This is a genomic window from Streptomyces sp. NPDC102441, assembly GCF_044765585.1.
In the GTDB taxonomy this organism is placed as follows: Bacteria; Actinomycetota; Actinomycetes; order Streptomycetales; family Streptomycetaceae; genus Streptomyces.
This window is the reverse complement of the sequence record NZ_JBIWKH010000018.1, coordinates 41,090-63,271: the sequence shown is the minus strand read 5'-3', so window position 1 is coordinate 63,271 and position 22,182 is coordinate 41,090. Positions and strand designations below refer to the sequence as shown.

Genomic DNA, 22,182 nt, shown 5'->3' with positions numbered 1-22,182 from the left:
ACCCGGTACGAAGGAAGAGGACGAAGAAGCGATGAGCCCCGCCGAAGACGATCCGCAGCGTGTCCTGATCGTCGACGACGAGCCCGCCGTGCGCGAGGCCCTGCAGCGCAGCCTCGCCTTCGAGGGGTACGGCACAGAGGTGGCCGTGGACGGCTACGACGCCCTCACCAAGACCGAGTCGTACGCCCCCGACCTGATCGTCCTGGACATCCAGATGCCCCGCATGGACGGCCTCACCGCCGCCCGGCGCATCCGGTCCACCGGGTCGACCACGCCCATCCTGATGCTCACCGCCCGCGACACCGTCGGCGACCGTGTCACCGGACTCGACGCGGGCGCCGACGACTACCTCGTCAAGCCCTTCGAACTGGACGAGCTCTTCGCCCGCATCCGCGCCCTGCTGCGCCGCAGCTCCTACGCGGTCGCGGCGGGCGGCCCCCTCCCCGACGACGACGTGCTGTCCTTCGCGGACCTCCGCATGGACCTCAACACCCGCGAGGTCACCCGTGGCACCCGCAGGGTCGAGCTGACCCGCACCGAGTTCACCCTCCTGGAGATGTTCCTGGCCCACCCCCGGCAGGTCCTGACCCGGGAGCAGATCCTCAAGGCGGTCTGGGGATTCGACTTCGAGCCCAGCTCCAACTCCCTGGACGTGTACGTGATGTACCTGCGCCGCAAGACGGAAGCGGGCGGCGAACCACGCCTGGTCCACACGGTCCGGGGCGTCGGGTACGCCCTGCGCTCCGGCGGCGGTGACGGGTGACCGGCCTCCCCCGCCGGCTCCGCGCGCTGCCGCTCCGCTCACGGCTCGCCCTGCTGGTCGCCATGGCGGTCGCGGTGGCGGTCGCGGCGGTCGCGGCGGCGTGCTGGTTCGTGACGCGGGAGCAGCTGGAGCACCAGCTGGACGAGTCTCTGCGAGGCTCCAAGGTGGACGAGCAGTACCTGACGACCCTGTACACGTACTGCAAGGGCGGCACCTCGCTGCCGCCCCCGCCCTTCACCGGCGGGACGGTCCAGCTGATCGACTCCCAGGGCACCGTCTGCATCGCCCCCGACACGGCCAAGCTGCCGGTGAGTGGCAAGGACCTGGAGGTGACCGAGCGGCAGCGCTCCTACACCCTGCATTCGGAAACGGATGAGGACGGCGCGGACATGCGGGTCTACACCTCCCCGCTGGACATCCGCCGGTCCCCCGGCTCGGGGCCCGGGGGCCTGGCAGTCACCTTCGCCCGCCCCATGAGCGAGGTCACCGACCCGCTCTCCACCCTCGCCTGGGTGCTGGTCCTCGTCGCCGGTATCGGCGTCGTCGGTGCCGGTGCCGCCGGCCTGTGGATCGCCCGCACCGGGCTGCGCCCGGTCGACGACCTCGCGCACGCCGTCGCGCACGTGGCCGAGACCGAGGACCTCACCATCCGGATCCCCGCCGAGGGCGAGGACGAGATCGCACGGCTCTCCCGCTCCTTCAACTCCATGACCAGCTCCCTGGCCATATCCCGCGACCGCCAGTCCCAGCTCATCGCGGACGCCGGGCACGAGCTGCGCACCCCGCTCACCTCACTCCGTACGAACATCGAGCTGCTCGCCCGCAGCGACGACACCGGCCGTGCCATCCCGCCCGACGACCGCAAGGCCCTGATGTCCTCGGTCAAGGCGCAGATGACGGAGCTGGCCGCGCTCATCGGCGACCTCCAGGAGCTCTCCCGCCCGGACGCCGCCCAGCCCGGCCCCCTCCAGGTGGTCGCGCTGCACGACATCGCGCGTACCGCACTGCAACGCGCCAGGCTGCGGGGACCGGAACTGACCATCACGGCCGAGCTGGCCCCCTGGTACGTACGCGCCGAGTCGGCCGCGCTGGAGCGGGCGGTCGTCAACGTCCTGGACAACGCGGTGAAGTTCAGCCCCGACAGGGGGACGGTCGAGGTCGCCCTGCACCGTGGTGAGCTGACGGTGCGGGACCACGGGCCCGGCATCCCCGCCGAGGAGCTCCCGCACGTCTTCGACCGCTTCTGGCGCTCCCCCTCGGCCCGCCAGCTCCCGGGCTCCGGCCTCGGCCTGTCGATCGTGGCCCGCACGGTCCAGCAGGCCGGCGGCGAGATCACCCTGCTCCCGGCGGAGGGCGGCGGCACGGTCGCCTCGATCCGCGTGCCGGGGGCGCCGACGCCGCCGCCGGGGTTGTGAGGGCGGGGCAGCTCAGAGTCGGCGACGGTATTCGGCAGCGAACTGCGGGGCGCCGCCGGCATCCAGCCTGTCCAGCAGACCATGCAGGTCACGCGGCGCGCGGACACATTCCGCACGGGTCGTGGACACCGCGCCGCTCAGGCCAGATCATCGAATTCACCCTCCTTCGCGCCACCGAGGAAGGCACGAAGCTTGCCACGGGTGGTGCGGACGACCACATCCGGGTGATCGCTCTCGCGGAGCAGTATCTCGCCGTCGTGCTCGGCGAGTTCGAGGCAGTTGTTGCCCTCGGCGCCGGATGACTTCGAGGACTTGCGCCACTGAATTTCCATGATCCTCACGCCTTCACGTTCTGTCCGATTCCGCGAATGAAGTCCCGCGAGCTCTCCGGATCGAGGGAACGGCTCTCGACCCGGTCCAACACGGCCCTGTAGTTCACGAGGCGAGTTTCGGCATCGACGAACGCGGGGCCCGTCGCCGTGTCCGTCTGGACGGTGTCGAGCTGCTGGACTGGACCGTGGACGTATTGTGCCGAACTGCCGACCTCTGGGAAACCACCCGCCTCGAAGGGGATCACCCGGACTGTGACATTGGCGCGCTCCGACTCCGCCAGCAGGTGGTCGAGTTGCTTGCGGACCACACCGGAGCCTCCGTACGTCATCCGCAGCGCGGCCTCATGGATGAGGAACGCGCAGGCAGGCGCCTGCTCGCTGTCCAGCACATCGCGGCGTCGCAGCCGGTGCGAGAGCAGGCGGCGGAGGCGTTCCGGACTCAGAGGCGGTACGGCCTCTGAGAACACGGCACGAGCGTACTCCTCGGTCTGCAACAGCCCCGGCACATGCATGATCTGCACCGATCTGATGGCCACGGCGTGATGCTCAAGTTCCGCAAGATCGAGCGCCCCACTGACAAGGTCACCCCTGTAGTCCTCCCACCACCCGTTCGTACGTTCTTCAGCCATGCCGGCCAAGGCGTCGACATATGCGGCGTCCGGGCATTCGTAAATACCGGCCCACGTGCGCACCCGCACAGCGCTCACTCCGAATCGTCCTGCCTCACTGTTGCTGACAGTGGTGCGGTCCGTGCCCAGCACGGCAGCCGCCTCAGTGAGTGACAGGCCGGTGCGCTCCCGGAGTTTGCGCAACTCGATGCCCAATCTGCGCTGGCGCGCTGTGGGTGCCTTCCTCGACGCCATCAGATCCCCATCCCTATCGGGCCTCAGTGTGACCCGTCACCCGACAGGGTTCACTTTACCCATCACGTTACCCACATCGACCCAACACGTGAGGTAATCGGAAGCGGTACTCGATCACCGTGCCGCATTGCCATCGACTTGAAGTGCGTTCGCACGGCCACGCCTTGATACAGGCATGCCCGTACTGGTGCCACCACGGTCAACGAGCACCGCGCCAGTTCGGATCGCATCACGTGGGGAGAACGACATGACCAGCGCCAGCACGACCGCACCCTCCGCATCACCGCACGATCAGGGCGGCGAGGACTACCGGCTCTCCCTGCCCAACACCGCGCGCTCCGCCGGGATCGCCCGGCACTTCGTCACGTCGCTGCTCACCGGCACCCCGCACAGCGGCATCGTCGACGACGCCCGTCTCTGTGTCACCGAGGTCGTGGCCAACGCCCATCGCCACACACGCACTTCACTGATCCGGGTCCATGTGACGGTCGGCCTGGAGCAGGTGACCGTCTCCGTCGCCGATGACGCCCCCTGGAGCGTGCCCGCACCAGGCGGGATCCGTACCGGTCCCGCGCAGGAGTGCGGGCGGGGGCTGCTCCTCCTGGAGGAGCTCGCCCTGGCGTGGGGGTCGGACGTCTGCCGTTGCTGCAACCCCGGCCACAAGGCGGTGTGGTTCACCCTCACCGCTGACGCGAGGGTCGCCGCGTAGGGCTCGGCTCTCTCACGCCCGTACGGCGGTGCAGGCCTGACCGCTCGCCGTGATGCACCGGCAGGCCCTGCCAACGGCCCGCCCCACCTCTACGGACCCTGATGCGCCGTACCACCGGCGCAGCTTCGCGCTGCGCTTCTCCGGCCTGCCCTGATCCGACGTGGGCCCCCGTTCCCCGCGCCTTCCAGGAGGTCGACGCGACCTCCGCTCGCCGCGCCCAGCCGCGCGCGTGGCTGCGCGCCGTGACGTGGCTGGTCGGCGCAGGCCTGCACCCGCGCGCAGGGGAGACGACGCTGACCGTGGCCCGGGACCTCGCGGCGCGGATGGACTACCGACTGGGATTCGTCCTGTACGACCTCGAAGGCACCGCCGCCCGTTGCGCGGTGTCGACGGGGACGGTGAAGCGTCACGTCCGGGTGCTGCGGGAGCTCGGTGCGCTGGCGTGGCACCGGCATGGAACGAAGAAGAACCTTCGGCTCCCCGGGCGCCCGTACACAGCTACGGCGACCATCTACGCGGCGACGATCCCGGCCGTGTTCGACGAGGCTACCGTCCACAAGCAGGCAGGCCCCGTGGACAGCAAGCGTGCACCCCATTCTCCTGGGCCCCACCCCCTCGTACCTACAGCTGATATGAGTGGGGAGTTCAACTACACAACGCGACAGCGCGCGACGCGCGCAAAGGCGTCGACGCACGTGTCGCAGAGCAGCCACGGAAGCGGCGGCCGGGCGCGCCGGGGCGCCAGGAGGGCCAGCTGCGGAAGAGCCTCGTCGGCCCGAAGCCCGTGGCAGGTGGCCCACGACATCAGGATTGCCCGGCAGGTCCGGCCGCTCGTCGGCTGGGCCCAGGGGGAAGGGCTGCGCCGTCTGGCGTTCGCGCTGCGCCCGTTGATCGACCGGGGTCTTGAGGCCCATGACATCGCCGCCGAACTCATCGGCCTGGCCGTCGACTGGCGTCCCGCACGGCCGGCCGCGTACATCACCGCCGCCCTCACCCGGGACCGACGGCCCGAAGCCGCCCGCCGGACGGACGAGGAGCTCACGGCCGACCCCGCCGCTCACCGGGCGTGGCAGCAGTGGCTGGACAGCCGCCGGGCCGACGCCCCGGCACGTACGGACGACGACCGCCGCCACGCCCGGCTCTACGCGTGGGACCAGTGGGCCGAGGTCGCCGCCCACTACGACGCCGACCCCGACGACGCCCTGGACCTCTACGGAACCCTGCTGTGCGCATACGCCGTCAAGCGGGCAGCATGCACCACCTGATCCCGGGGCGGCCAGGACCGGCGCCTCAGCCCGCCGGGTTGTGCCGGATCAGGGACTCCACCAGGCCGGAACGGGTCGCCGGATAGTCCAGCGGGACGATGCCGAGACCGGTCCAGCCCGAGGCCTCCGACCCGTCGAGGAACGCGTGCACCTGCGGGTTGAGCCGGTCCGAGTTCGAGCGGGGCGGCAGCAGGGCCGCGGTGCTCACGTAGTTCATGAACAGCTTGCCGGGCTGCTGTGACGCCTTGCGGAACTGCGCCTCGACCTTTGGGTACTTGGCGAACGGCTCCGCCATGTAGTCGTCCTGGATGTCGAAGAGCGCGGAGTCGGCGTACCGGACGCCCGGGAGCCCGCCGTTGTCCGCGAGCAGCACCACCTTGCCGCGTGCCCCGCCGAGGTCCGGGAGCGTGGAGTCGAGGCGGAGGAGTGAGCGCCAGCCCTTGCCGTCGAGGTAGATGTCGAAGATCCGCCGGAACGCGGCGTCGCTCTCCTCGGAGTACTCCTGCTTGACCCGCATCAGCACGGTCTCCGATGGCCGCCGTGCCAGGAAGTCCCGGCAGGCGCCGAGGACGTCGTCGAAGTTCAGGTGCTGGTAGTAGGCCCCGTGATGGATGGCGTACGCGTCGCCGCTGATCCGGCAGCGTATGTCGAGGAAGCGGATACCGCTGTCGAGCTGCTCGGCGATCGTGGTGTTCTGGCACTCCGTCCAGGGACCGCCGAAGCGCGCCCCGGAGTCGTGCGTTCCTGGGATCGTGAGGCGCTGCAGCGGGGTGCCGTCGGGGATGGCGCCCATCCAGTCCTGGGTGCCGAGGACCTGGGCGGAGGCGGCGAGAGCGGGCGTCCCGCCGATCAGGACTCCGGCGGTGGCTGCGAGGGCGCCGGTGAGGAAGGTCCGGCGCGTGGTGGTGTACGGGCTCATACGGGAAAGGCCTCCGTCGGCTGTGGGGGAGGCCTGGATTATGTCGCGCACACCTCAAAACTGGAACAGGGCCCGGTCCCTGCCACCACTGACGGTCCACGCACGCCATCTCCACCCCCCTCCACCCCCCTCCACCCCCCTCCACCCCCGTCCGGCAGAGCAGACTCGTCACGGCGAAGATTACGAATTTCGCAAACTTACAATTTACACTAATGCGTGATACCTTGGCGAGGATGGCGACAGAGGTAGGAGGTCATCACATGGCTGGCACTACGGCCACACTGCGCACGAACGGACAGGTCACACTGCCCAAGGCCATTCGGGCCGCTCTCGGAGTGGACCAGGGCGACGAGCTCGAGTTCGAGATCACCGGCGCCGGCGAAGTGACGGTGCACGGACTCACCAAGATCCGCTCCGACCAGGCCTGGTTCTGGACACCGGAGTGGCAGGAGGGCGAGCGCAGGGCCAGCGAGGACATCGCTGCCGGGCGCACCGCCGTCCACGAGGACGCGGACAGTATGTTCGCGCACCTCGAAGAAGACTGACCCCTGACCCCGGGAGGCCCGATTGCCGACTTCTGAGACGACTGCCCACTTCAAGCGCGACTTCAAGGCCCTCAAGCCTGAGGAGCAGAAGCGCTTCGAAGAAGTCATCCGGAAGAAGTTCGTCCCGGATGTGGAGCGAGGGCAGTTCCGACCCGGGCTCCGGGTCAAGCCGGTTCAGGGCATCTCCATGCCTCGGGGCGCACGCCCCGTCATGGAGATGACGTGGGCGCCCGACGGTCGTGCCACCTGGCAGTACGGGGACGAAGTCCGTCCAGGGGAAACGCACATCCTGTGGCGCCGCGTGGGGGGACACGAAATCTTCGTCCCCGGACCGGCCTGAACAAGCCGACGGCCCGCCACTTCGCGTGGCGGGCCGTTGGCCTCAGGGCCCCGTCCGGGCGGACGGCGCCGGCGCGTAGGGGTCCTACTGCACGATCGTGATCCGGTCCGTGGCCGGCGGGGCCAGCGGAGCGTCGGCCGTGGAGTGTGCCGCCAGGTAGGTGTTGAACACGTCCAGGTCGGACGCGCCGACCAGCTTGTTCGTGCCCTCGCCGAGGGCCGCGAAGCCGTCGCCGCCACCCGCGAGGAACTCGTTCATCGCGGCGCGGTACGTCTTCGCCGGGTCGATCGCCTCACCGTTCAGACGGATCGTGTCCGCGACCACCCGCTCGGCGCCCGACTTCGTCATGTCCAGCGTGTAGGTGAGGCCCTTCGAGACCTGGAGGATCTTCGGGGACGCCTCGTTGGAGCCGCTGACCTGCTGCTGGAGCGCGGCGACGAGCTGCGCGCCGGTCAGGTCGACGACGTTCATCATGTTGGTGAACGGCTGGACGGTGAACGACTCGCCGTACGTCACCACCCCGTCGCCCTCACTGCCGGACGCCCCGTACACCAGGTCCGAGCGGATGCCCCCCGGGTTCATGAAGGCGACGTCCGCCCCGCCCTTGTCCTCAGGTGCCAGGCCCTCCAGCTGCGCGTCGGCGATCAGGTTGCCGAGCGGCTTCTCGATGGCCGTGGAGCCGCGGCCGTTGATGTCGGCGGAGATGAAGCCCTGCGGCCTGCCCGCGATGGGGGCGGCGAGGGTGTTCCAGCGGGCGATCAGCGCCGTCATGTCGGTGGCCTTGGCCTGGTCCCGGCTGACGACGTGGTTGGCCGACTCCACCGACGTACGCACGATGTCCTTGGTGCGGCGGTCGTAGGTGAGCGTCGTGTCCGTGTAGAGCTTGCCGAACGACGACGCGGAGGTGACCAAGCGCGGCTTGCCCGACGGGTCCGGGATCGTGCAGACGTACGCCTGGTGGGTGTGGCCCGTCACCAGGGCGTCGACCTTCGGCGTGATGCCCTTGGCGATGTCGGTGATCGGCCCGGAGATGCCGTCACCGGCACCGGGGCTGTCGCAGTCGTAGTTGTACGAGGCCGAGGCCGGGTCGCCGCCCTCGTGGATCAGCGCGACGATGGACTTGACGCCCTGCCGGTCGAGCTCCTTTGCGTACTTGTTGACCGTCTCGATCTCGTCGTGGAACTTCAGGCCCTTGACGCCGTTGGCCGTGACGATGTTCGGCGTGCCCTCCAGGGTCACCCCGATGAAGCCGATCTTGACGCCGTTCTTCTTCCAGACCGTGTACGGCTTGAGGATCGGCTTGTCGGTCTTCTCGTCCGTCACATTGGCCGCGAGGTAGGGGAAGTCCGCGCCCTTGAACTTCTTGCCCTTCTCGTAGCAGCCCTCGACCGGGTGGCAGCCGCCGTTCTGGAGGCGGGCCAGCTCCGTGGCCCCTTCGTCGAACTCGTGGTTGCCCACGGTCGTGACGTCGAGGTCGAGCCCGTTGAGCGCCTCGATGGTCGGCTCGTCGTGGAAGAGCCCCGACAGCAGCGGGCTCGCGCCGACCATGTCGCCGCCGGCCGCGGTGACGGAGTACGGGTTGCCCTTGCGCGCGGTGCGCAGTGAGGTGGCGAGGTACTCGACACCTCCGGCCGGGACCGAGGTCACCGTGCCGTCCGCCTGCGTCTCACTGACCGTACCGGCGGAACCGGCCGGCGGTTCCAGGTTGCCGTGCAGGTCGTTGAAGGAGAGCAGTTGCACGTCGACGGTGCGGGAGGGCCTGCCGTGCCCGTGCCCCCGGTCGTGGGCACCGGCCGGCATCGCGGCGACGAGCGCGCCGACGGTGGCCAGCCCGGCCGCGGCGGCGAGCACACGCCGGGGCGCACGGTTCTTCTGCGGATGCGGAGTCGCTGACATCGGTCCCTTTCGAGTCTCTAAATCCTGCGTGCCGCAGCCTAGAGTCAACGCGCGTAGCGCGACAGATCTCCGGGGTTACGAACTGGTTGCCGCGCGCTCAGAAAGGGTCTGATCACCCGTTGGAAGTACATATGCGAGCAGAAACGTCACCGCGCGCATACGCACCGGCAGCCTGTACCTCGTGGACAAGGAACTCACGGTCGGGGCAGTGGTGCCGGCCCAGCAACGGACCGAACTGCCCGCCGGCTTCTACGAGATGCTCGACGACCTCAAGTCGATCGTGCGGAGCGCACATGTGCGCGCACAGCTCAAGGTGAACACCGAGATGCTCCAGATGTACTGGGAGATCGGGCGGACGATCCTGAAGCGCCAGGGAGAGGAGAAGTGGGGAACGAAGGTCGTCGGCCGGATCGCCACAGAGCTGCGGACCGAGTTCCCGAATCAGCGGGGGTTCGGCGCGCGCAATCTGCAGTACATGCAGCAGATGGCTCGAACATGGACCGAACAGTTTGCGCAGCAAGCTGCTGCACAATTGCCCTGGGGCCATCTCCAGCTCCTCATGGACAAGTGCAAAACCCGCTTCGAGCTGGACTTCTACGCCCAGCACGCCGTCCACCACGGCTGGTCCCGCGACCGCCTCACGACGCACATCCGCGGCGGACTCCACCTGGCCCAGGGCGCGGCCGCCAACAACTTCGACGTCACCATCCCGGAGCAGTCCGAGGCCGCCACGCAGATCTTCAAGGATCCGTACCGCCTGGAGTTCACCCAGCTGTCGGACACCGCCGCGGAGCGCGAACTCGAGGACTCGCTCACGGCCAGGATCGTGCAGTTCCTCACCGAGCTCGGCTTCGGTTTCGCCTTCGTCGGACGCCAGTACCCGATCACCGTGGGAGACACGGAGTTCCGCATCGACCTGCTCTTCTACCACTTCAGGCTGCACCGCTTCGTGGTGGTCGAGCTGAAGACCACCAAGGCTCAGCCCTCCCACCTCGGGCAGCTCAGCTTCTACGTCACAGCGGTGGACCGCCTCCTCCGCGACCCGGAGCGGGACGACCGGACACTCGGCATCCTCATCGCGGAGAGCCAGGACGAGACGACCGTCGAATTCGCCCTCCAGTCGCAGAACCAACCCCTCGCGGTCAGCACGTACGCAGCCCTTCCCTCAGGCGTACGGGAGCTGATGCCCACCTCGGACGACCTCTCCCGCGTCGCCCGTGAAGTCCTGCACCGCGCGGCGGGGCCGGGCTCCGGCTGACGGCGCGGACCGCGCTCCGCCCCCGCGCCGTACGCTCGTACCCATGACGACTGACGCACCCCTCCCCTCCCCCGGGCGCGAGATCGAGACCCTCGACGCGCTCACCGCCGAGCAGGCCCAGGCGGTGTCCGCCCTCCTCGCCGAAGCCGCGGAGGCCGACGGCCGGCAGGCGGTCTCGGAGCAGGGGCGGCTCCAGCTCCGGGGTGGGCAGCGCGAGGGCGTCCGGCACTTCCTGCTCATCGCCGACGGGGCCCTCGCCGGATACGCGCAGCTGGAGGACACCGACCCGGTCGAGGCACCCGCGGCCGAACTCGTCGTCCACCCCTCCCACCGCGGACGCGGACACGGACGCGCCCTGGGCGCCGCCCTGCTCGCCGCGACCGGGAAGCGGCTGCGGGTGTGGGCGCACGGCGGCAAGTCCGCGGCCCGGCACCTCGCGCAGGTGCTCGGCCTCTCCCTCTTCCGCGAGCTGCGCCAGCTCCGCCGCTCCCTGACCGACCTCGACATCGCCGAACCGGCGCTTCCTCCGGGCGTCACCGTCCGCACCTTCGTCCCGGGGCAGGACGACGCGGCCTGGCTCACCGTGAACAGCGCCGCGTTCGCCCACCACCCCGAGCAGGGGTCCCTCACCCAGCGGGATCTGGATGACCGCGAGGCCGAGCCCTGGTTCGACCCGAAGGGCTTCTTCCTGGCGGAGCGCGACGGCGGGATCATCGGCTTCCACTGGACGAAGGTGCACGCCGACGACGAGCTCGGCGAGGTCTACGCCGTCGGCATCCGGCCGGACGCCCAGGGCGGCGGCCTCGGCAAGGCGCTGACCGCGATCGGGCTGCGGTATCTGGCCTCCCGGGGACTGCCGACGGCGATGCTCTACGTGGACGCCGACAACCCGGCGGCCCTGGCGGTGTACGAGCGGATGGGCTTCGCCACACACGAGACCGACCTGATGTACCGCACGGAGTCCTGACCGCATCCGGCCCACGCAGGGGCGGCGTCACTTGACGCCGCCCCATCCTTACGCCACCCTTTCACTACTCAATTAGTGAAAGGGTGGTGCACATGGCAGGATCCGCAGCTGTCGAGTTCCGTATCGACCGGCGCAGCGGCGTCGCCACCTACCTCCAGATCGTGCAGCAGACCAAGCAGGCGCTCCGCCTCGGTGTGCTGGAGCCCGGGGACCGGCTGCCCACGGCCCGTGAGGTCGTCGAGGCCACCGCGATCAACCCCAACACCGTGCTCAAGGCCTACCGCGAGCTGGAACGCGAAGGCCTCGTCGAGGCCCGCCGGGGCCTCGGCACCTTCGTCCGCCGCACCCTCGGCAGCGCGGCGGTCACCACCGACGCGCCCCTGCGCGCCGAACTCACCGAGTGGACCCGCAGGGCCCGCGCCGCCGGACTGGACAAGGACGACGTGCGCGCGCTCTTCACCGACGTACTGGACAGCACATTCAAGGGGGACCAGGACTGATGACAGGCGCCGCGATCGAGGCGAACGGCCTCGGCATGACGTACGGACGAAAGCGCGGGTGGGCCCTGCGCGACTGCTCGTTCCGGCTGCCCGCCGGACGGATCTGTGCCCTCGTCGGGCCCAACGGGGCAGGGAAGTCCACGCTTCTCGCCCTGGCAGCCGGCCTGCTCAGGCCCGCAGAGGGCTCCGTACGCGTACTCGGCACCGCCCCCGGAGAGGCGCGGCCCCGCATCGCGTACGTCTCCCAGGACAAGCCGCTGTACCCGCAGCTCACCGTGGCCGACACCCTCTGGGCCGGCCGGCAGCTCAACCCCGCCACCTGGGACGGCGCGGCCGCCGGCCGGGTCGCCGGACCGCTCCCGCAGGACGCGAAGGTCCGGACGCTCTCCGGCGGGCAGCGCACCCGGCTCGCCCTCGCGCTCGCACTGGGCAAGCGACCCGAACTGATGCTGCTGGACGAGCCGATGGCCGACCTCGACCCTCTCGCCCGGCACGAGCTGATGGGCATCCTGATGGCCGAGGCGGCCGAGAACGCCACCACCATCGTGATGTCCTCGCACATCCTCGCCGAGCTGGAAGGCTCCTGCGACTACCTGCTGTTCGTCGACGGCGGCCGGGTCCGCCTCGGCGGTGAGAGCGAGGACATCGTCGCCGCGCACGCCCTGGTGACCGGCCAGGTCCGCGAGCTCGCCCCGCACACGGTGGTCGAGTCCCGCACGACGGGACGTCAGCTCACCGCGCTGGTCAGGAGGGAGGGCCCGGTGGACCTCGCCGACTGGGAGGTCACGGAACCCTCCCTGGAGGAGCTGCTGCTCGCCCACCTCCGCTCCCCGGAGGCACCGCCGCTGCTCACCCCCAGCGCGTCCAACGAACCGGCCCGGACGGTGGCAGCCGCATGAGCACTCTCACCCCCCTGCGCGGCCCCGCCCGCGTCGTCGTACGCCAGCACCGCGGCACCCTGCGCGTCGCGGGGCTGCTCGCCCTGGCGGGAGCCGTCGCCGTCATCGGCTTCGCTCTGTGGGCGTCCCACGTCATCGACAGCTTCGAGGCCGGTTCCTGCGAGGCCTCGGGCCTCTCAGGCCCCGCGTGCGACCAGCGGATCGTGGACTTCAGCGGGTCGATGTCCTTCTTCCAGCGCGGGCTCACGTGGGCCGCCCTGGTCCTGACGGTCCTGCCCGGGGTCGTGAGCGCGTTCGTCGCCGGCCCCCTGATCGCCCGGGAGCTGGAGAGCGGCACCTACCGCGTGGCCTGGACGCAGTCCGTCACGCCCACCCGCTGGCTGGTGGCCAAGCTCGCCGTGCCCACCGTGCTCCTCGTCGCCGGCGTGACCGTGCTGTCCGCCGTCCTCGCCTGGGCACAGACGCGGACGGCCACCGACTACACGGTCGACTGGTTCGACGCCCCGGTCTTCGGCGCGACGCTCCCCATGGTCATCGGCTACACCCTGCTCGGCATCGCCGTCGGCGCGCTCACGGGCCTGCTCGTGCACCGCACCGTGGCCGCGATGGCGGTGGCCGTCGTCGTCACCGGCGCGGTGATGGCCGTGCTCGTGACCCTGCGAAGCAGCCTCTGGCCCCTGCGGACCACGATCGGCACGACCGACGGACACCTGGACGTCCCCATGGACTCCTGGGTGCTCGACCTCGGCCGCGTGACCGCGAGCGGCGACCGGCTGCCCACCGACGTGTGCTGGCGGGGCGGCGCGAGCGAGGCGCAGGAGGGCCGGTGCATGGCCGAGCGCGACATCACCGGCTGGTTCGTCGACCACCACCCGCCCTCCCACCTCTGGCCCCTCCAGCTCGTCGAGACGGGCATCGTGCTCGTCCTCACCGCCCTGGCCGTCACCGTCGCGTTCCGCGTCCTGCGCCGCCGCACCGCCTGAGGGCTGCCTTCCGCCCGGGCCCCGGGGGACCCCGGGCGGAAGGCTCACCTACGGTGAGGAGAGGACGGCACCCGCAGCCACACCGCTTCCTGTACGTCATGTCACCGTTACCGGCCATTCAGACGGGCTTGCGACCCTCACGGGATGCAGCCAGCTGTGCCCACCCCCCGTAACGGGAGTGGCCCCGGTCCAGGGGCCACTTCCGCTCCTTCCGCGATCTTTACGGGCTCCGACGCGCCCCAGGAGCCGAACGCGCGGAAGAATAGGTCCATGAGCCAGCAGCCCAGCTCCGAGGTCCCGGTCCAGCCCACCCAGCCGTCGGTCGGTTCCCTGGCCGCCCACCGGCCCCACGCGGTCGCGGGCGCGGTACCCGTAGGTCTGTCCACAGCCGCCGACCTGGACCCCGATCTGGACAACGACCCGGACGCCTACGAGCCCGAGGCGGACGGCGACGAGCTGCCGCAGGGACGGTTCCTCGACCGGGAGCGCAGTTGGCTCGCGTTCAACGAACGCGTTCTGGAGCTCGCCGAGGACCCCGCCACACCGCTGCTCGAACGGGCTAACTTCCTCGCGATCTTCGCCTCGAACCTGGACGAGTTCTTCATGGTCCGGGTCGCCGGTCTCAAGCGCCGTATCGCGACCGGCGTCGCCACCCGCTCCGCGTCCGGAATGCAGCCGCGCGAGGTCCTCGACCTGATCTGGACCCGTTCCCGCGAGCTCATGGCCCGCCACGCCGCGTGTTACCAGCAGGACATCGCGCCGGCCCTGTCCGACGAGGGCATCCAGCTGGTCCGCTGGCCCGATCTGACCGAGAAGGAACAGGCCCGCCTGTTCACCTTCTTCCGGCAGCGGGTCTTCCCCGTGCTGACCCCGCTGGCCGTCGACCCGGCGCACCCGTTCCCGTACATCTCCGGGCTCTCGCTCAACCTCGCCGTCGTCGTGCGCAACCCCGTCAGCGGCCACCGGCACTTCGCCCGCGTCAAGGTGCCGCCGCTGCTCACCCGCTTCCTGGAGGCGTCCCCGCAGCGTTACGTCCCGATAGAGGACATCATCGCGGCCCACCTCGAGGAGCTCTTCCCGGGCATGGAGGTCCTCGCCCACCACATGTTCCGGGTCACCAGGAACGAGGACCTGGAGGTCGAGGAGGACGACGCCGAGAATCTGCTCCAGGCCCTGGAGAAGGAGCTCATGCGGCGCCGCTTCGGCCCGCCGGTCCGCCTGGAGGTCGAGGAGTCCATCGACCCGTACGTCCTGGACCTGCTCGTACGCGAGCTGAAGATCTCCGAGACCGAGCTCTACCCGCTGCCGGGCCCGCTCGACCTCACCGGGCTCTTCGGCATCGCCTCGCTGGACCGGCCCGAGCTGAAGTACCCCAAGTTCGTCGCCGGCACCCACCGCGATCTCGCCGAGGTCGAGTCCGCGTCCGCGCCCGACATATTCGCCGCGCTGCGCGAACGCGACGTGCTGCTGCACCACCCGTACGACTCCTTCTCCACCTCCGTCCAGGCCTTCCTGGAACAGGCGGCGGGCGACCCGGACGTACTGGCGATCAAGCAGACCCTGTACCGGACCTCGGGCGACTCACCGATAGTGGACGCCCTCATCGACGCGGCCGAGTCCGGCAAGCAGGTCCTCGTCCTCGTCGAGATCAAGGCGCGCTTCGACGAGCAGGCCAACATCAAGTGGGCCCGAAAGCTGGAGGAGTCCGGCTGCCATGTCGTCTACGGCCTCGTCGGCCTCAAGACCCACTGCAAGCTGTCGCTCGTCGTCCGCCAGGAGGGCGACACCCTGCGCCGCTACTCCCACGTCGGCACCGGCAACTACCACCCCAAGACGGCGCGGCTCTACGAGGACCTCGGTCTGCTGACCGCGGACCCGCAGGTCGGGGCGGACCTCTCCGACCTCTTCAACCGGCTCTCCGGCTACTCCCGCCGCGAGACCTACCGACGGCTGCTGGTCGCACCGAAGTCCCTGCGCGACGGGCTGATCGCCCGTATCAACAAGGAGGTCACCCACCAGCGCGCGGGCAGGCCCGCCTACGTACGCATCAAGGTCAACTCGATGGTCGACGAAGCGGTCATCGACGCCTGCTACCGGGCGGGACAGGCAGGCGTGCCCATCGACATCTGGGTGCGCGGCATCTGCGCGATCCGCCCCGGCGTCAACGGCCTCTCCGAGAACATCAGGGTCCGCTCGATACTCGGCCGCTTCCTCGAACACTCCCGGGTCTTCGCCTTCGGCAACGGAGGCGAGCCCGAAGTGTGGTTCGGCAGCGCCGACATGATGCACCGTAACCTCGACCGCCGGATCGAAGCACTGGTCCGCGTCACCGACCCCGCGCATCGCGCAGCCCTCAGCAGGCTCCTGGAAACAGGGATGTCCGACACCACCACCTCCTGGCACCTGGGCCCCGACGGAAACTGGACCCGGCACTCCACGGACGCGGACGGGCAGCCGCTGCGGCACGTACAAGAGATGCTCATTGACGCCCGGAGGCGCCGGCGTGCGACGCCCTGACCATCAGACGACGACCCTCTCCGCGGAAGCGGTCCTCGCGCCCTACCTGCGCGAACAGGCCGCCTGCTTCCTGCGGGGCCTGCGGCTGCACCGCGAGCACAGCGCCCCCGCGGACGCCGGCACGCAGAGCGCCGACGACGCCGCCCGCGCGCTGCGCCACGCGGCACGCCGGATCAGCGGCACGCTGCACACCTTCCGGGGAGCGCTCGATCCGGCCTGGGCCGACCAGCTCCGTGCCGAACTGGCCTGGCTCTCCGGCACCCTGGCCCGCGAGCACGCGTACGCCACCCGGCTCGGCCGGCTCCTGGAGGCACTGCACCAGCTCTCCGGCGCCTCGCTCCCGGCGGCCCGGCCCGCCCCCGGGGACGGCCCTGACGGGGCCGACAAGGAGCGGGCGGCGCTCGGCGTCGGCGCGGCCAGGGCCGGAGCACTCCTGGAGCGCCGGCTGACCCTCGCCCGGACCCGCGCCCACTCGGCGGCGCTCCAGGCGCTCGGCTCCTCCCGTTTCCACGCCGTCGCCGACGCCGTCGCGCTGCTCGCCTCGGAGGTCCCCCTGTCGTCCGCGGCGGCGGGACCGGCGGACGAGGTGCTGCACGCCCCGGCCGAGCTGGCCGAACAGCTGATGCTCGACTCGGTGGCCGCGCTGCCGCCCGACGAGGCGGTGGATCCCTACAACGAGGGCCACGACGCCCTCTGGCAGCAGGCCCGCCTGCTGCTGCGGCTCCACCGGTACGCACAGGAGATGCTGCGGGGCGCCCCCGATCCGGTGCTGGCCGGGCCGGGCCACGCGCTGGACCTGCACCGGGACGCCGCGGAGGCAGCGGAGGCAGCAGCGGCGGCGGCGCGCACCCCGCGCATCGCGCCCGCGACGGCGTACGCCCTGGGAGTGCTCCACGCCGACCAACGGCACGAGGTGGAGGCGTCGCGCGCAGTGTTCCGGGAGAGCTGGCCGTACGCCGCGGCCGTGACCGCGCCATGAGCGATACGCCCGTCCTGGCCGCCGGCTGTGTGCTCTGGCGCCGGTCCGCGGACGGCGGCCTGGAGATCTGCCTGGTCCACAGACCCCGCTACGACGACTGGTCGTTCCCCAAAGGCAAGCTGAAGCGCGGCGAGACGGCGTTGGAGGGCGCGCTGCGCGAGGTCCTGGAGGAGACGGGCCACCGCTGCGTGCCGGGCGCCGTTCTGCCGACGGCCCTGTACACGGCGAACGGGCGGCCCAAGGAGGTCAGCTACTGGGCGGCCGAGGCGGCCGGCGGCGCGTTCGTGCCCAACGACGAGGTCGACCGGCTGGCGTGGCTCTCCCCCGGCTCCGCCCGGGCCCGCCTGAGCCGCCCCGGGGACCGAGTCCAGCTGGACGCCTTCCTGGAGCACGGCGCCTGAGCGTCCGAGGGGCCGTCACCGGGGCCCGTCCCACGCTCCGGACCTGTGAGTACGCCCCTCAGGCACGCCCTCACCACCGTTGGCATGCCGCGGCGGACCCGTGGAACCAGCCCGCCCGACACGGTTCACCTTCCGTTCATCCTGCCCCGTAGGCCGCTTCACCTGTTCTGCCTAATTTCGGACGTACACGGTGCGCGGCGCCAAGCCGCCGCACCACTCCTCATCGCACGCCGCCTCGTCCCCACCAGCCGCGGCGGCTCCTGGAAGGAACACCCCGAAAGTGAAGCTTCAGCGCAAGAACCGGCTTCGTGCCACCGCGCTCGGTGCCCTCGCCGTCTCCGGCGCCCTGGTCCTCACGGCGTGCGGTTCGGACGACAACACCGGCGCCGACGCGGACGGCGGCAAGACGACCGCCGCCGCGTCGGACATCAAGTGCGACGGCGCCGAGGGCCAGCTGCGCGCTTCCGGGTCCAGCGCCCAGAAGAACGCCATGGACCTCTGGGTCAAGAACTACATGGCCGCCTGCTCCGGCGTGGAGATCAACTACAGCTCCTCCTCCTCCGGTGAGGGCATCGTCGCGTTCAACCAGGGCACCGTCGGCTTCGCCGGCTCGGACTCCGCCCTGAAGCCCGAAGAGGTCACCGCGTCGAAGGCGATCTGCAAGACCGGCCAGGGGATCAACCTCCCGATGGTCGGCGGCCCGATCGCGGTCGGCTTCCACGTCGAGGGCGTCGACAAGCTGACGCTGGACGCCTCCACGCTCGCCAAGATCTTCGACAACAAGATCAAGAAGTGGAACGACCCGGCGATCGCCGAGCTCAACGACGGCGTCAAGCTGCCGGACACGGACATCCAGGCCTTCCACCGCTCCGAGGACTCCGGCACCACGCAGAACCTCGGCAAGTACCTGAACGCCGCGGCGCCGAGCGACTGGAAGTACGAGGCCGAGAAGAAGTGGCCCGCCCCCGGTGGCCAGGCCGCGTCCGGCTCCTCCGGCGTCGCCAGCCAGGTGAAGGCCGTCAACGGCTCCATCGGCTACTTCGAGCTGTCGTACGCCAAGTCGCAGGACGTCACCACCGTCGACATCAACACCGGTGGCGCCGCCCCGGTCGAGGCCACCTCGGAGAACGCCTCCAAGGCCATCGCCGCCGCCAAGGTCAAGGGCACCGGCAAGGACCTGGCGCTCGACCTCGACTACACCACCAAGGCCGAGGGCGCGTACCCGCTGGTCCTGGTGACGTACGAGGTCGTCTGCGACACCGGCAACAAGGCCGACACCCTCGGCACGGTCAAGTCCTTCCTGACCTACACCGCCTCCGAGGACGGCCAGAAGGTCCTGACCGACGCCGGTTACGCCCCTATCCCCGAGGCGATCAACACCAAGGTCCGCGAGACCGTCGCCGGCCTGAAGTAGCCGGCACCGCACGACACGCACGCACGGCGGGCCGGTCCGGCGCACCCCTCCGGACCGGCCCCCACCGCCCGACCCATCCGGTGCACCGCCGCCAGGGGAGCCAGCCGCTCCCCCACACAGACCGGAAAGACCATGGCTTCCACAACACCGCTCGATCACCCACCGGCTCCGCCGGAAACACGCGGTCGCCCCAAGTCCACCGGGCGCGCAGGCGACAAGATCTTCCTGAACCTCTCACGCGGCTCGGGCGTTCTGCTGCTCGTGGTCATGGCGTCGATCGCCGTGTTCCTCAGCTACCGCTCCTACCTCGCGATATCGCAGAACGAGGGCAACTTCCTCACCACCTTCGACTGGAACCCGGCCGGTGACCCGCCGGTCTTCGGCATCGCGGTCCTGCTCTTCGGCACCGTCGTCAGCTCGATCATCGCGATGGTCATCGCGGTTCCGATCGCTGTCGGCATCGCCCTCTTCATCTCGCACTACGCGCCGCGCAGGCTGGCCGCCCCCATCGCCTTCGTGATCGACCTGCTCGCCGCGGTGCCCAGCATCATCTACGGCATCTGGGGCGCACTCGTCCTCGTCCCGTATCTGGAGGGCCTGAACCTCTGGCTCGACCAGTTCTTCGGCTGGACGTACGTCTTCGACCAGACCGAGATCGGCGTCCCCCGCTCGCTCTTCACCGTCGGCATCCTGCTCGCGATCATGATCCTGCCGATCGTGACCAGCGTCAGCCGCGAGGTCTTCCTCCAGGTCCCGAAGATGAACGAGGAGGCGGCGCTCGCCCTCGGAGCCACCCGCTGGGAGGTCATCCGCCTCTCGGTCCTGCCCTTCGGCCGCTCCGGCATCATGTCGGCGTCGATGCTCGGCCTGGGCCGTGCGCTCGGCGAGACGATGGCCGTCGCCACGGTCCTCTCCCCGAGCTTCCTGATCTCCCTGCACGTGCTCAACCCCGGCGGCGGGACCTTCGCACAGAACATCGCCGCCAAGTTCGGCGAGGCCGACGAGTTCGTCGGGCGTGACGCCCTGATCGCCTCGGGCCTCGTCCTCTTCGTCCTCACCCTGCTGGTCAACGGCGCGGCCCGGCTCATCATCGCCCGCCGCAAGGAGTACTCGGGGGCCAACGCATGAGCAACGCCACCACCACCGACATCCAGGACGACCGTCCTGAGGTCTCGCCGGCCCCCGGCAGGACCCCACTCAGCAGCCGCAGCCTCCCCCGCTGGTCCCCGATCGGCTTCGCCGTCGTGGCGATCGCGCTCGGTATAGGGATCTCCCTGGCGGCCGGCTGGCAGAGCCGCGTCCAGTGGGGCCTGGTCTCCGCCCTGTTCTTCCTGGCCATCTCGTACGTCGCGACGACCGCGGTCGAGAACCAGCGCCAGGCCAAGGACCGCCTCGCCACGAGCGTCGTCTGGGTCTGCTTCCTCGTCGCCGTCGTCCCGCTCGCCTCGCTGCTCTGGACCACGATCAGCCGCGGCGTCGAGCGCCTCGACGGCTACTTCCTCACCCACTCGATGGCCGGTGTCCTCGGCTACGAGCACACCGGCGGCGTCTACCACGCGCTGATCGGCACCCTGGAACAGGTCGGGATCGCCACGGTGATCTCCGTCCCGCTCGGCCTGCTGACCGCGGTCTACCTGGTGGAGTACGGCAAGGGCGCGCTCGCCAAGGCCGTCACCTTCTTCGTCGACGTCATGACGGGCATCCCGTCCATCGTGGCCGGCCTCTTCATCCTGTCGATCATGCTGATGGCGGAGCTGGACTACTCCGGCCTGATGGGCTCGCTGGCCCTGACCATCCTGATGATCCCGGTCGTGGTCCGCTCCACCGAGGAGATGCTCAAGCTCGTCCCCAACGAGCTCCGGGAAGCCTCCCTCGCCCTCGGCATCCCGAAGTGGCGCACCATCCTGAAGGTGGTCCTCCCGACAGCGATCGGCGGCATCACGACGGGCGTCATGCTCGCCATCGCCCGTATCGCCGGAGAGACCGCGCCGATCATGCTGCTGGTCTTCGGCAGCCAGCTGATCAACACCAACCCCTTCGAAGGCGCCCAGTCCTCACTGCCGTTCTACATCTACGAGCAGTACAAGGTCGGCGAGGTCGCGTCCTACGACCGCGCCTGGGCCGCAGCACTGGTGCTGATCGCCTTCGTCATGATCCTCAATCTGGTGGCCCGCGGCATCGCCCGCTGGAAGGCCCCACAGCACTGAATATGCGGCTCCGCCGCGTGGCCGGCCGCTGAGGCGGCCAAGCAGAAAGCAGTTGATTCCACATGGCCAAGCGCATCGACATCGGCGGCCTCTCCGCCTTCTACGGATCCCACAAGGCCATCGAGGACATCTCGATGACGGTGGAACCCCGCTCCGTGACCGCCTTCATCGGCCCGTCCGGCTGCGGTAAGTCCACCTTCCTGCGCACCCTGAACCGCATGCACGAGGTCACCCCCGGTGGCCGCGTCGAGGGCAAGGTGCTGCTGGACGACGAGGACCTCTACGGCTCCGGCGTCGACCCCGTCACCGTGCGCCGCACGGTCGGCATGGTCTTCCAGCGCCCGAACCCCTTCCCGACCATGTCGATCTTCGACAACGTCGCGGCGGGCCTGCGGCTGAACGGCTCGTACCGCAAGAGCCAGCTGGCGGACATCGTCGAGCGGTCCCTCAAGGGCGCCAACCTCTGGAACGAGGTCAAGGACCGCCTGAACAAGCCGGGCTCCGGCCTCTCCGGCGGCCAGCAGCAGCGCCTGTGCATCGCCCGCGCGATCGCGGTCGAGCCGGACGTGCTCCTGATGGACGAGCCCTGCTCGGCGCTCGACCCGATCTCGACCCTCGCCATCGAGGACCTGATCGGCGAGCTGAAGGAGCGCTTCACGATCGTCATCGTGACGCACAACATGCAGCAGGCGGCACGCGTCTCGGACCGTACGGCGTTCTTCAACCTCGCGGCAGTGGGCAAGCCCGGCCGGCTGATCGAGATCGACGAGACGGAACGGATCTTCTCCAACCCCTCCGTCCAGGCCACCGAGGACTACATCTCGGGCCGCTTCGGATAACCACAATCGGCCTTGGGGTGCTGCATGGCGGTGCCACCACAAGGCGAAGGGCCCGCCCCCGCTCTCCACAGGAGAGCAGGGGCGGACCCATGACAACAGGGCGACCGACCACCGGGCCCAGCAGATCAAACCCGGACCGACACGATCCAAGCCAGCACCTTCAAGCCCAGG

At 70.0% G+C, this 22,182-nt stretch carries 22 protein-coding genes; 18 read left to right on the top strand and 4 right to left on the bottom strand.

Annotated features, from left to right (window positions below):
• Positions 1 to 31: 31 nt before the first annotated feature.
• Both ACIREO_RS32935 and ACIREO_RS32930 read left to right on the top strand, forming a co-directional pair.
• Positions 32 to 763, top strand: coding sequence for a response regulator transcription factor (locus ACIREO_RS32935; protein ID WP_404116873.1), 732 nt, complete (start codon positions 32 to 34; stop codon positions 761 to 763).
• Positions 760 to 2,178, top strand: coding sequence for a sensor histidine kinase (locus ACIREO_RS32930; protein WP_404116871.1), 1,419 nt, complete (start codon positions 760 to 762; stop codon positions 2,176 to 2,178). The genes ACIREO_RS32935 and ACIREO_RS32930 overlap by 4 nt, the downstream gene beginning before the upstream one ends.
• A 137-nt stretch (positions 2,179 to 2,315) precedes the next feature.
• Here ACIREO_RS32930 and ACIREO_RS32925 read toward each other — a convergent pair whose 3' ends face one another.
• Both ACIREO_RS32925 and ACIREO_RS32920 read right to left on the bottom strand, forming a co-directional pair.
• Positions 2,316 to 2,510 (bottom strand): DUF397 domain-containing protein, encoded by a 195-nt coding sequence (locus ACIREO_RS32925; protein WP_404116869.1) that lies wholly within the window; start codon positions 2,508 to 2,510, stop codon positions 2,316 to 2,318.
• Between the two features lie 5 nt (positions 2,511 to 2,515).
• Positions 2,516 to 3,373: a helix-turn-helix domain-containing protein gene (locus tag ACIREO_RS32920; protein ID WP_404116867.1), complete on the bottom strand. Its 858-nt coding sequence runs from the start codon at positions 3,371 to 3,373 to the stop codon at positions 2,516 to 2,518.
• A gap of 247 nt (positions 3,374 to 3,620) precedes the next feature.
• On the opposite strand from ACIREO_RS32920, the gene ACIREO_RS32915 reads away from it, so the two are divergent.
• Both ACIREO_RS32915 and ACIREO_RS32910 read left to right on the top strand, forming a co-directional pair.
• Positions 3,621 to 4,082 carry an ATP-binding protein gene (locus ACIREO_RS32915; RefSeq protein WP_404116865.1) on the top strand — a complete coding sequence of 154 codons (462 nt, stop codon included), beginning with the start codon at positions 3,621 to 3,623 and terminating at the stop codon, positions 4,080 to 4,082.
• Between the two features lie 101 nt (positions 4,083 to 4,183).
• The gene (locus tag ACIREO_RS32910; RefSeq protein WP_404116862.1) at positions 4,184 to 5,347 is read left to right on the top strand and encodes a cell wall protein; all 1,164 of its coding nucleotides are present in this window, start codon (positions 4,184 to 4,186) and stop codon (positions 5,345 to 5,347) included.
• Positions 5,348 to 5,372: 25 nt separating this feature from the next.
• On the opposite strand, the gene ACIREO_RS32905 is transcribed toward ACIREO_RS32910, so the two are convergent.
• A complete protein-coding gene (locus ACIREO_RS32905; RefSeq protein ID WP_404116860.1) occupies positions 5,373 to 6,266 on the bottom strand; it encodes a phosphatidylinositol-specific phospholipase C in 894 nt (297 codons plus the stop codon).
• Positions 6,267 to 6,526: 260 nt separating this feature from the next.
• On the opposite strand from ACIREO_RS32905, the gene ACIREO_RS32900 reads away from it, so the two are divergent.
• Together ACIREO_RS32900 and ACIREO_RS32895 are read left to right on the top strand one after the other, a co-directional pair.
• Positions 6,527 to 6,811 (top strand): AbrB/MazE/SpoVT family DNA-binding domain-containing protein, encoded by a 285-nt coding sequence (locus tag ACIREO_RS32900; RefSeq protein WP_404116859.1) that lies wholly within the window; start codon positions 6,527 to 6,529, stop codon positions 6,809 to 6,811.
• A 22-nt stretch (positions 6,812 to 6,833) separates the two neighbouring features.
• Entirely contained in the window at positions 6,834 to 7,151 is a 318-nt protein-coding gene (locus ACIREO_RS32895) for a hypothetical protein (protein WP_404116857.1), read from the top strand.
• 84 nt (positions 7,152 to 7,235) lie between these two features.
• Here the strand turns inward: ACIREO_RS32895 and ACIREO_RS32890 are convergent, their stop codons facing one another.
• Positions 7,236 to 9,047, bottom strand: coding sequence for a bifunctional metallophosphatase/5'-nucleotidase (locus ACIREO_RS32890; RefSeq protein WP_404116855.1), 1,812 nt, complete (start codon positions 9,045 to 9,047; stop codon positions 7,236 to 7,238).
• A gap of 181 nt (positions 9,048 to 9,228) precedes the next feature.
• Here ACIREO_RS32890 and ACIREO_RS32885 point away from each other — a divergent pair, with 181 nt between their 5' ends.
• From ACIREO_RS32885 to pstB, 12 genes are all read left to right on the top strand, one after another.
• A complete protein-coding gene (locus ACIREO_RS32885) occupies positions 9,229 to 10,305 on the top strand; it encodes a YhcG family protein (RefSeq protein WP_404116853.1) in 1,077 nt (358 codons plus the stop codon).
• A gap of 43 nt (positions 10,306 to 10,348) precedes the next feature.
• Positions 10,349 to 11,272: a mycothiol synthase gene (gene mshD, locus ACIREO_RS32880; protein WP_404116851.1), complete on the top strand. Its 924-nt coding sequence runs from the start codon at positions 10,349 to 10,351 to the stop codon at positions 11,270 to 11,272.
• Between the two features lie 92 nt (positions 11,273 to 11,364).
• Positions 11,365 to 11,772 (top strand): GntR family transcriptional regulator, encoded by a 408-nt coding sequence (locus ACIREO_RS32875; protein WP_404116849.1) that lies wholly within the window; start codon positions 11,365 to 11,367, stop codon positions 11,770 to 11,772.
• A complete protein-coding gene (locus tag ACIREO_RS32870) occupies positions 11,772 to 12,671 on the top strand; it encodes an ABC transporter ATP-binding protein (RefSeq protein WP_404116848.1) in 900 nt (299 codons plus the stop codon). Before ACIREO_RS32875 ends, ACIREO_RS32870 begins: the two co-directional genes overlap by 1 nt.
• Complete coding sequence (locus tag ACIREO_RS32865; protein ID WP_404116846.1) at positions 12,668 to 13,654, top strand: hypothetical protein; 987 nt, start codon at positions 12,668 to 12,670, stop codon at positions 13,652 to 13,654. Before ACIREO_RS32870 ends, ACIREO_RS32865 begins: the two co-directional genes overlap by 4 nt.
• A gap of 270 nt (positions 13,655 to 13,924) precedes the next feature.
• Complete coding sequence (locus tag ACIREO_RS32860) at positions 13,925 to 16,171, top strand: RNA degradosome polyphosphate kinase (RefSeq protein WP_404116844.1); 2,247 nt, start codon at positions 13,925 to 13,927, stop codon at positions 16,169 to 16,171.
• A complete protein-coding gene (locus ACIREO_RS32855) occupies positions 16,158 to 17,150 on the top strand; it encodes a CHAD domain-containing protein (RefSeq protein ID WP_404116842.1) in 993 nt (330 codons plus the stop codon). The genes ACIREO_RS32860 and ACIREO_RS32855 overlap by 14 nt, the downstream gene beginning before the upstream one ends.
• Positions 17,147 to 17,551, top strand: coding sequence for an NUDIX hydrolase (locus tag ACIREO_RS32850; RefSeq protein ID WP_404116840.1), 405 nt, complete (start codon positions 17,147 to 17,149; stop codon positions 17,549 to 17,551). Before ACIREO_RS32855 ends, ACIREO_RS32850 begins: the two co-directional genes overlap by 4 nt.
• 280 nt (positions 17,552 to 17,831) lie before the next feature.
• Positions 17,832 to 18,965, top strand: a complete 1,134-nt coding sequence (gene pstS, locus ACIREO_RS32845; protein ID WP_404116838.1) for a phosphate ABC transporter substrate-binding protein PstS — start codon at positions 17,832 to 17,834, stop codon at positions 18,963 to 18,965.
• Positions 18,966 to 19,097: 132 nt separating this feature from the next.
• Positions 19,098 to 20,093: a phosphate ABC transporter permease subunit PstC gene (gene pstC / locus ACIREO_RS32840; RefSeq protein ID WP_404116836.1), complete on the top strand. Its 996-nt coding sequence runs from the start codon at positions 19,098 to 19,100 to the stop codon at positions 20,091 to 20,093.
• Complete coding sequence (gene pstA, locus ACIREO_RS32835; RefSeq protein ID WP_404116834.1) at positions 20,090 to 21,172, top strand: phosphate ABC transporter permease PstA; 1,083 nt, start codon at positions 20,090 to 20,092, stop codon at positions 21,170 to 21,172. The genes pstC and pstA overlap by 4 nt, the downstream gene beginning before the upstream one ends.
• A 62-nt stretch (positions 21,173 to 21,234) precedes the next feature.
• The gene (gene pstB, locus ACIREO_RS32830; RefSeq protein ID WP_404116832.1) at positions 21,235 to 22,011 is read left to right on the top strand and encodes a phosphate ABC transporter ATP-binding protein PstB; all 777 of its coding nucleotides are present in this window, start codon (positions 21,235 to 21,237) and stop codon (positions 22,009 to 22,011) included.
• Positions 22,012 to 22,182 lie beyond the last annotated feature (171 nt).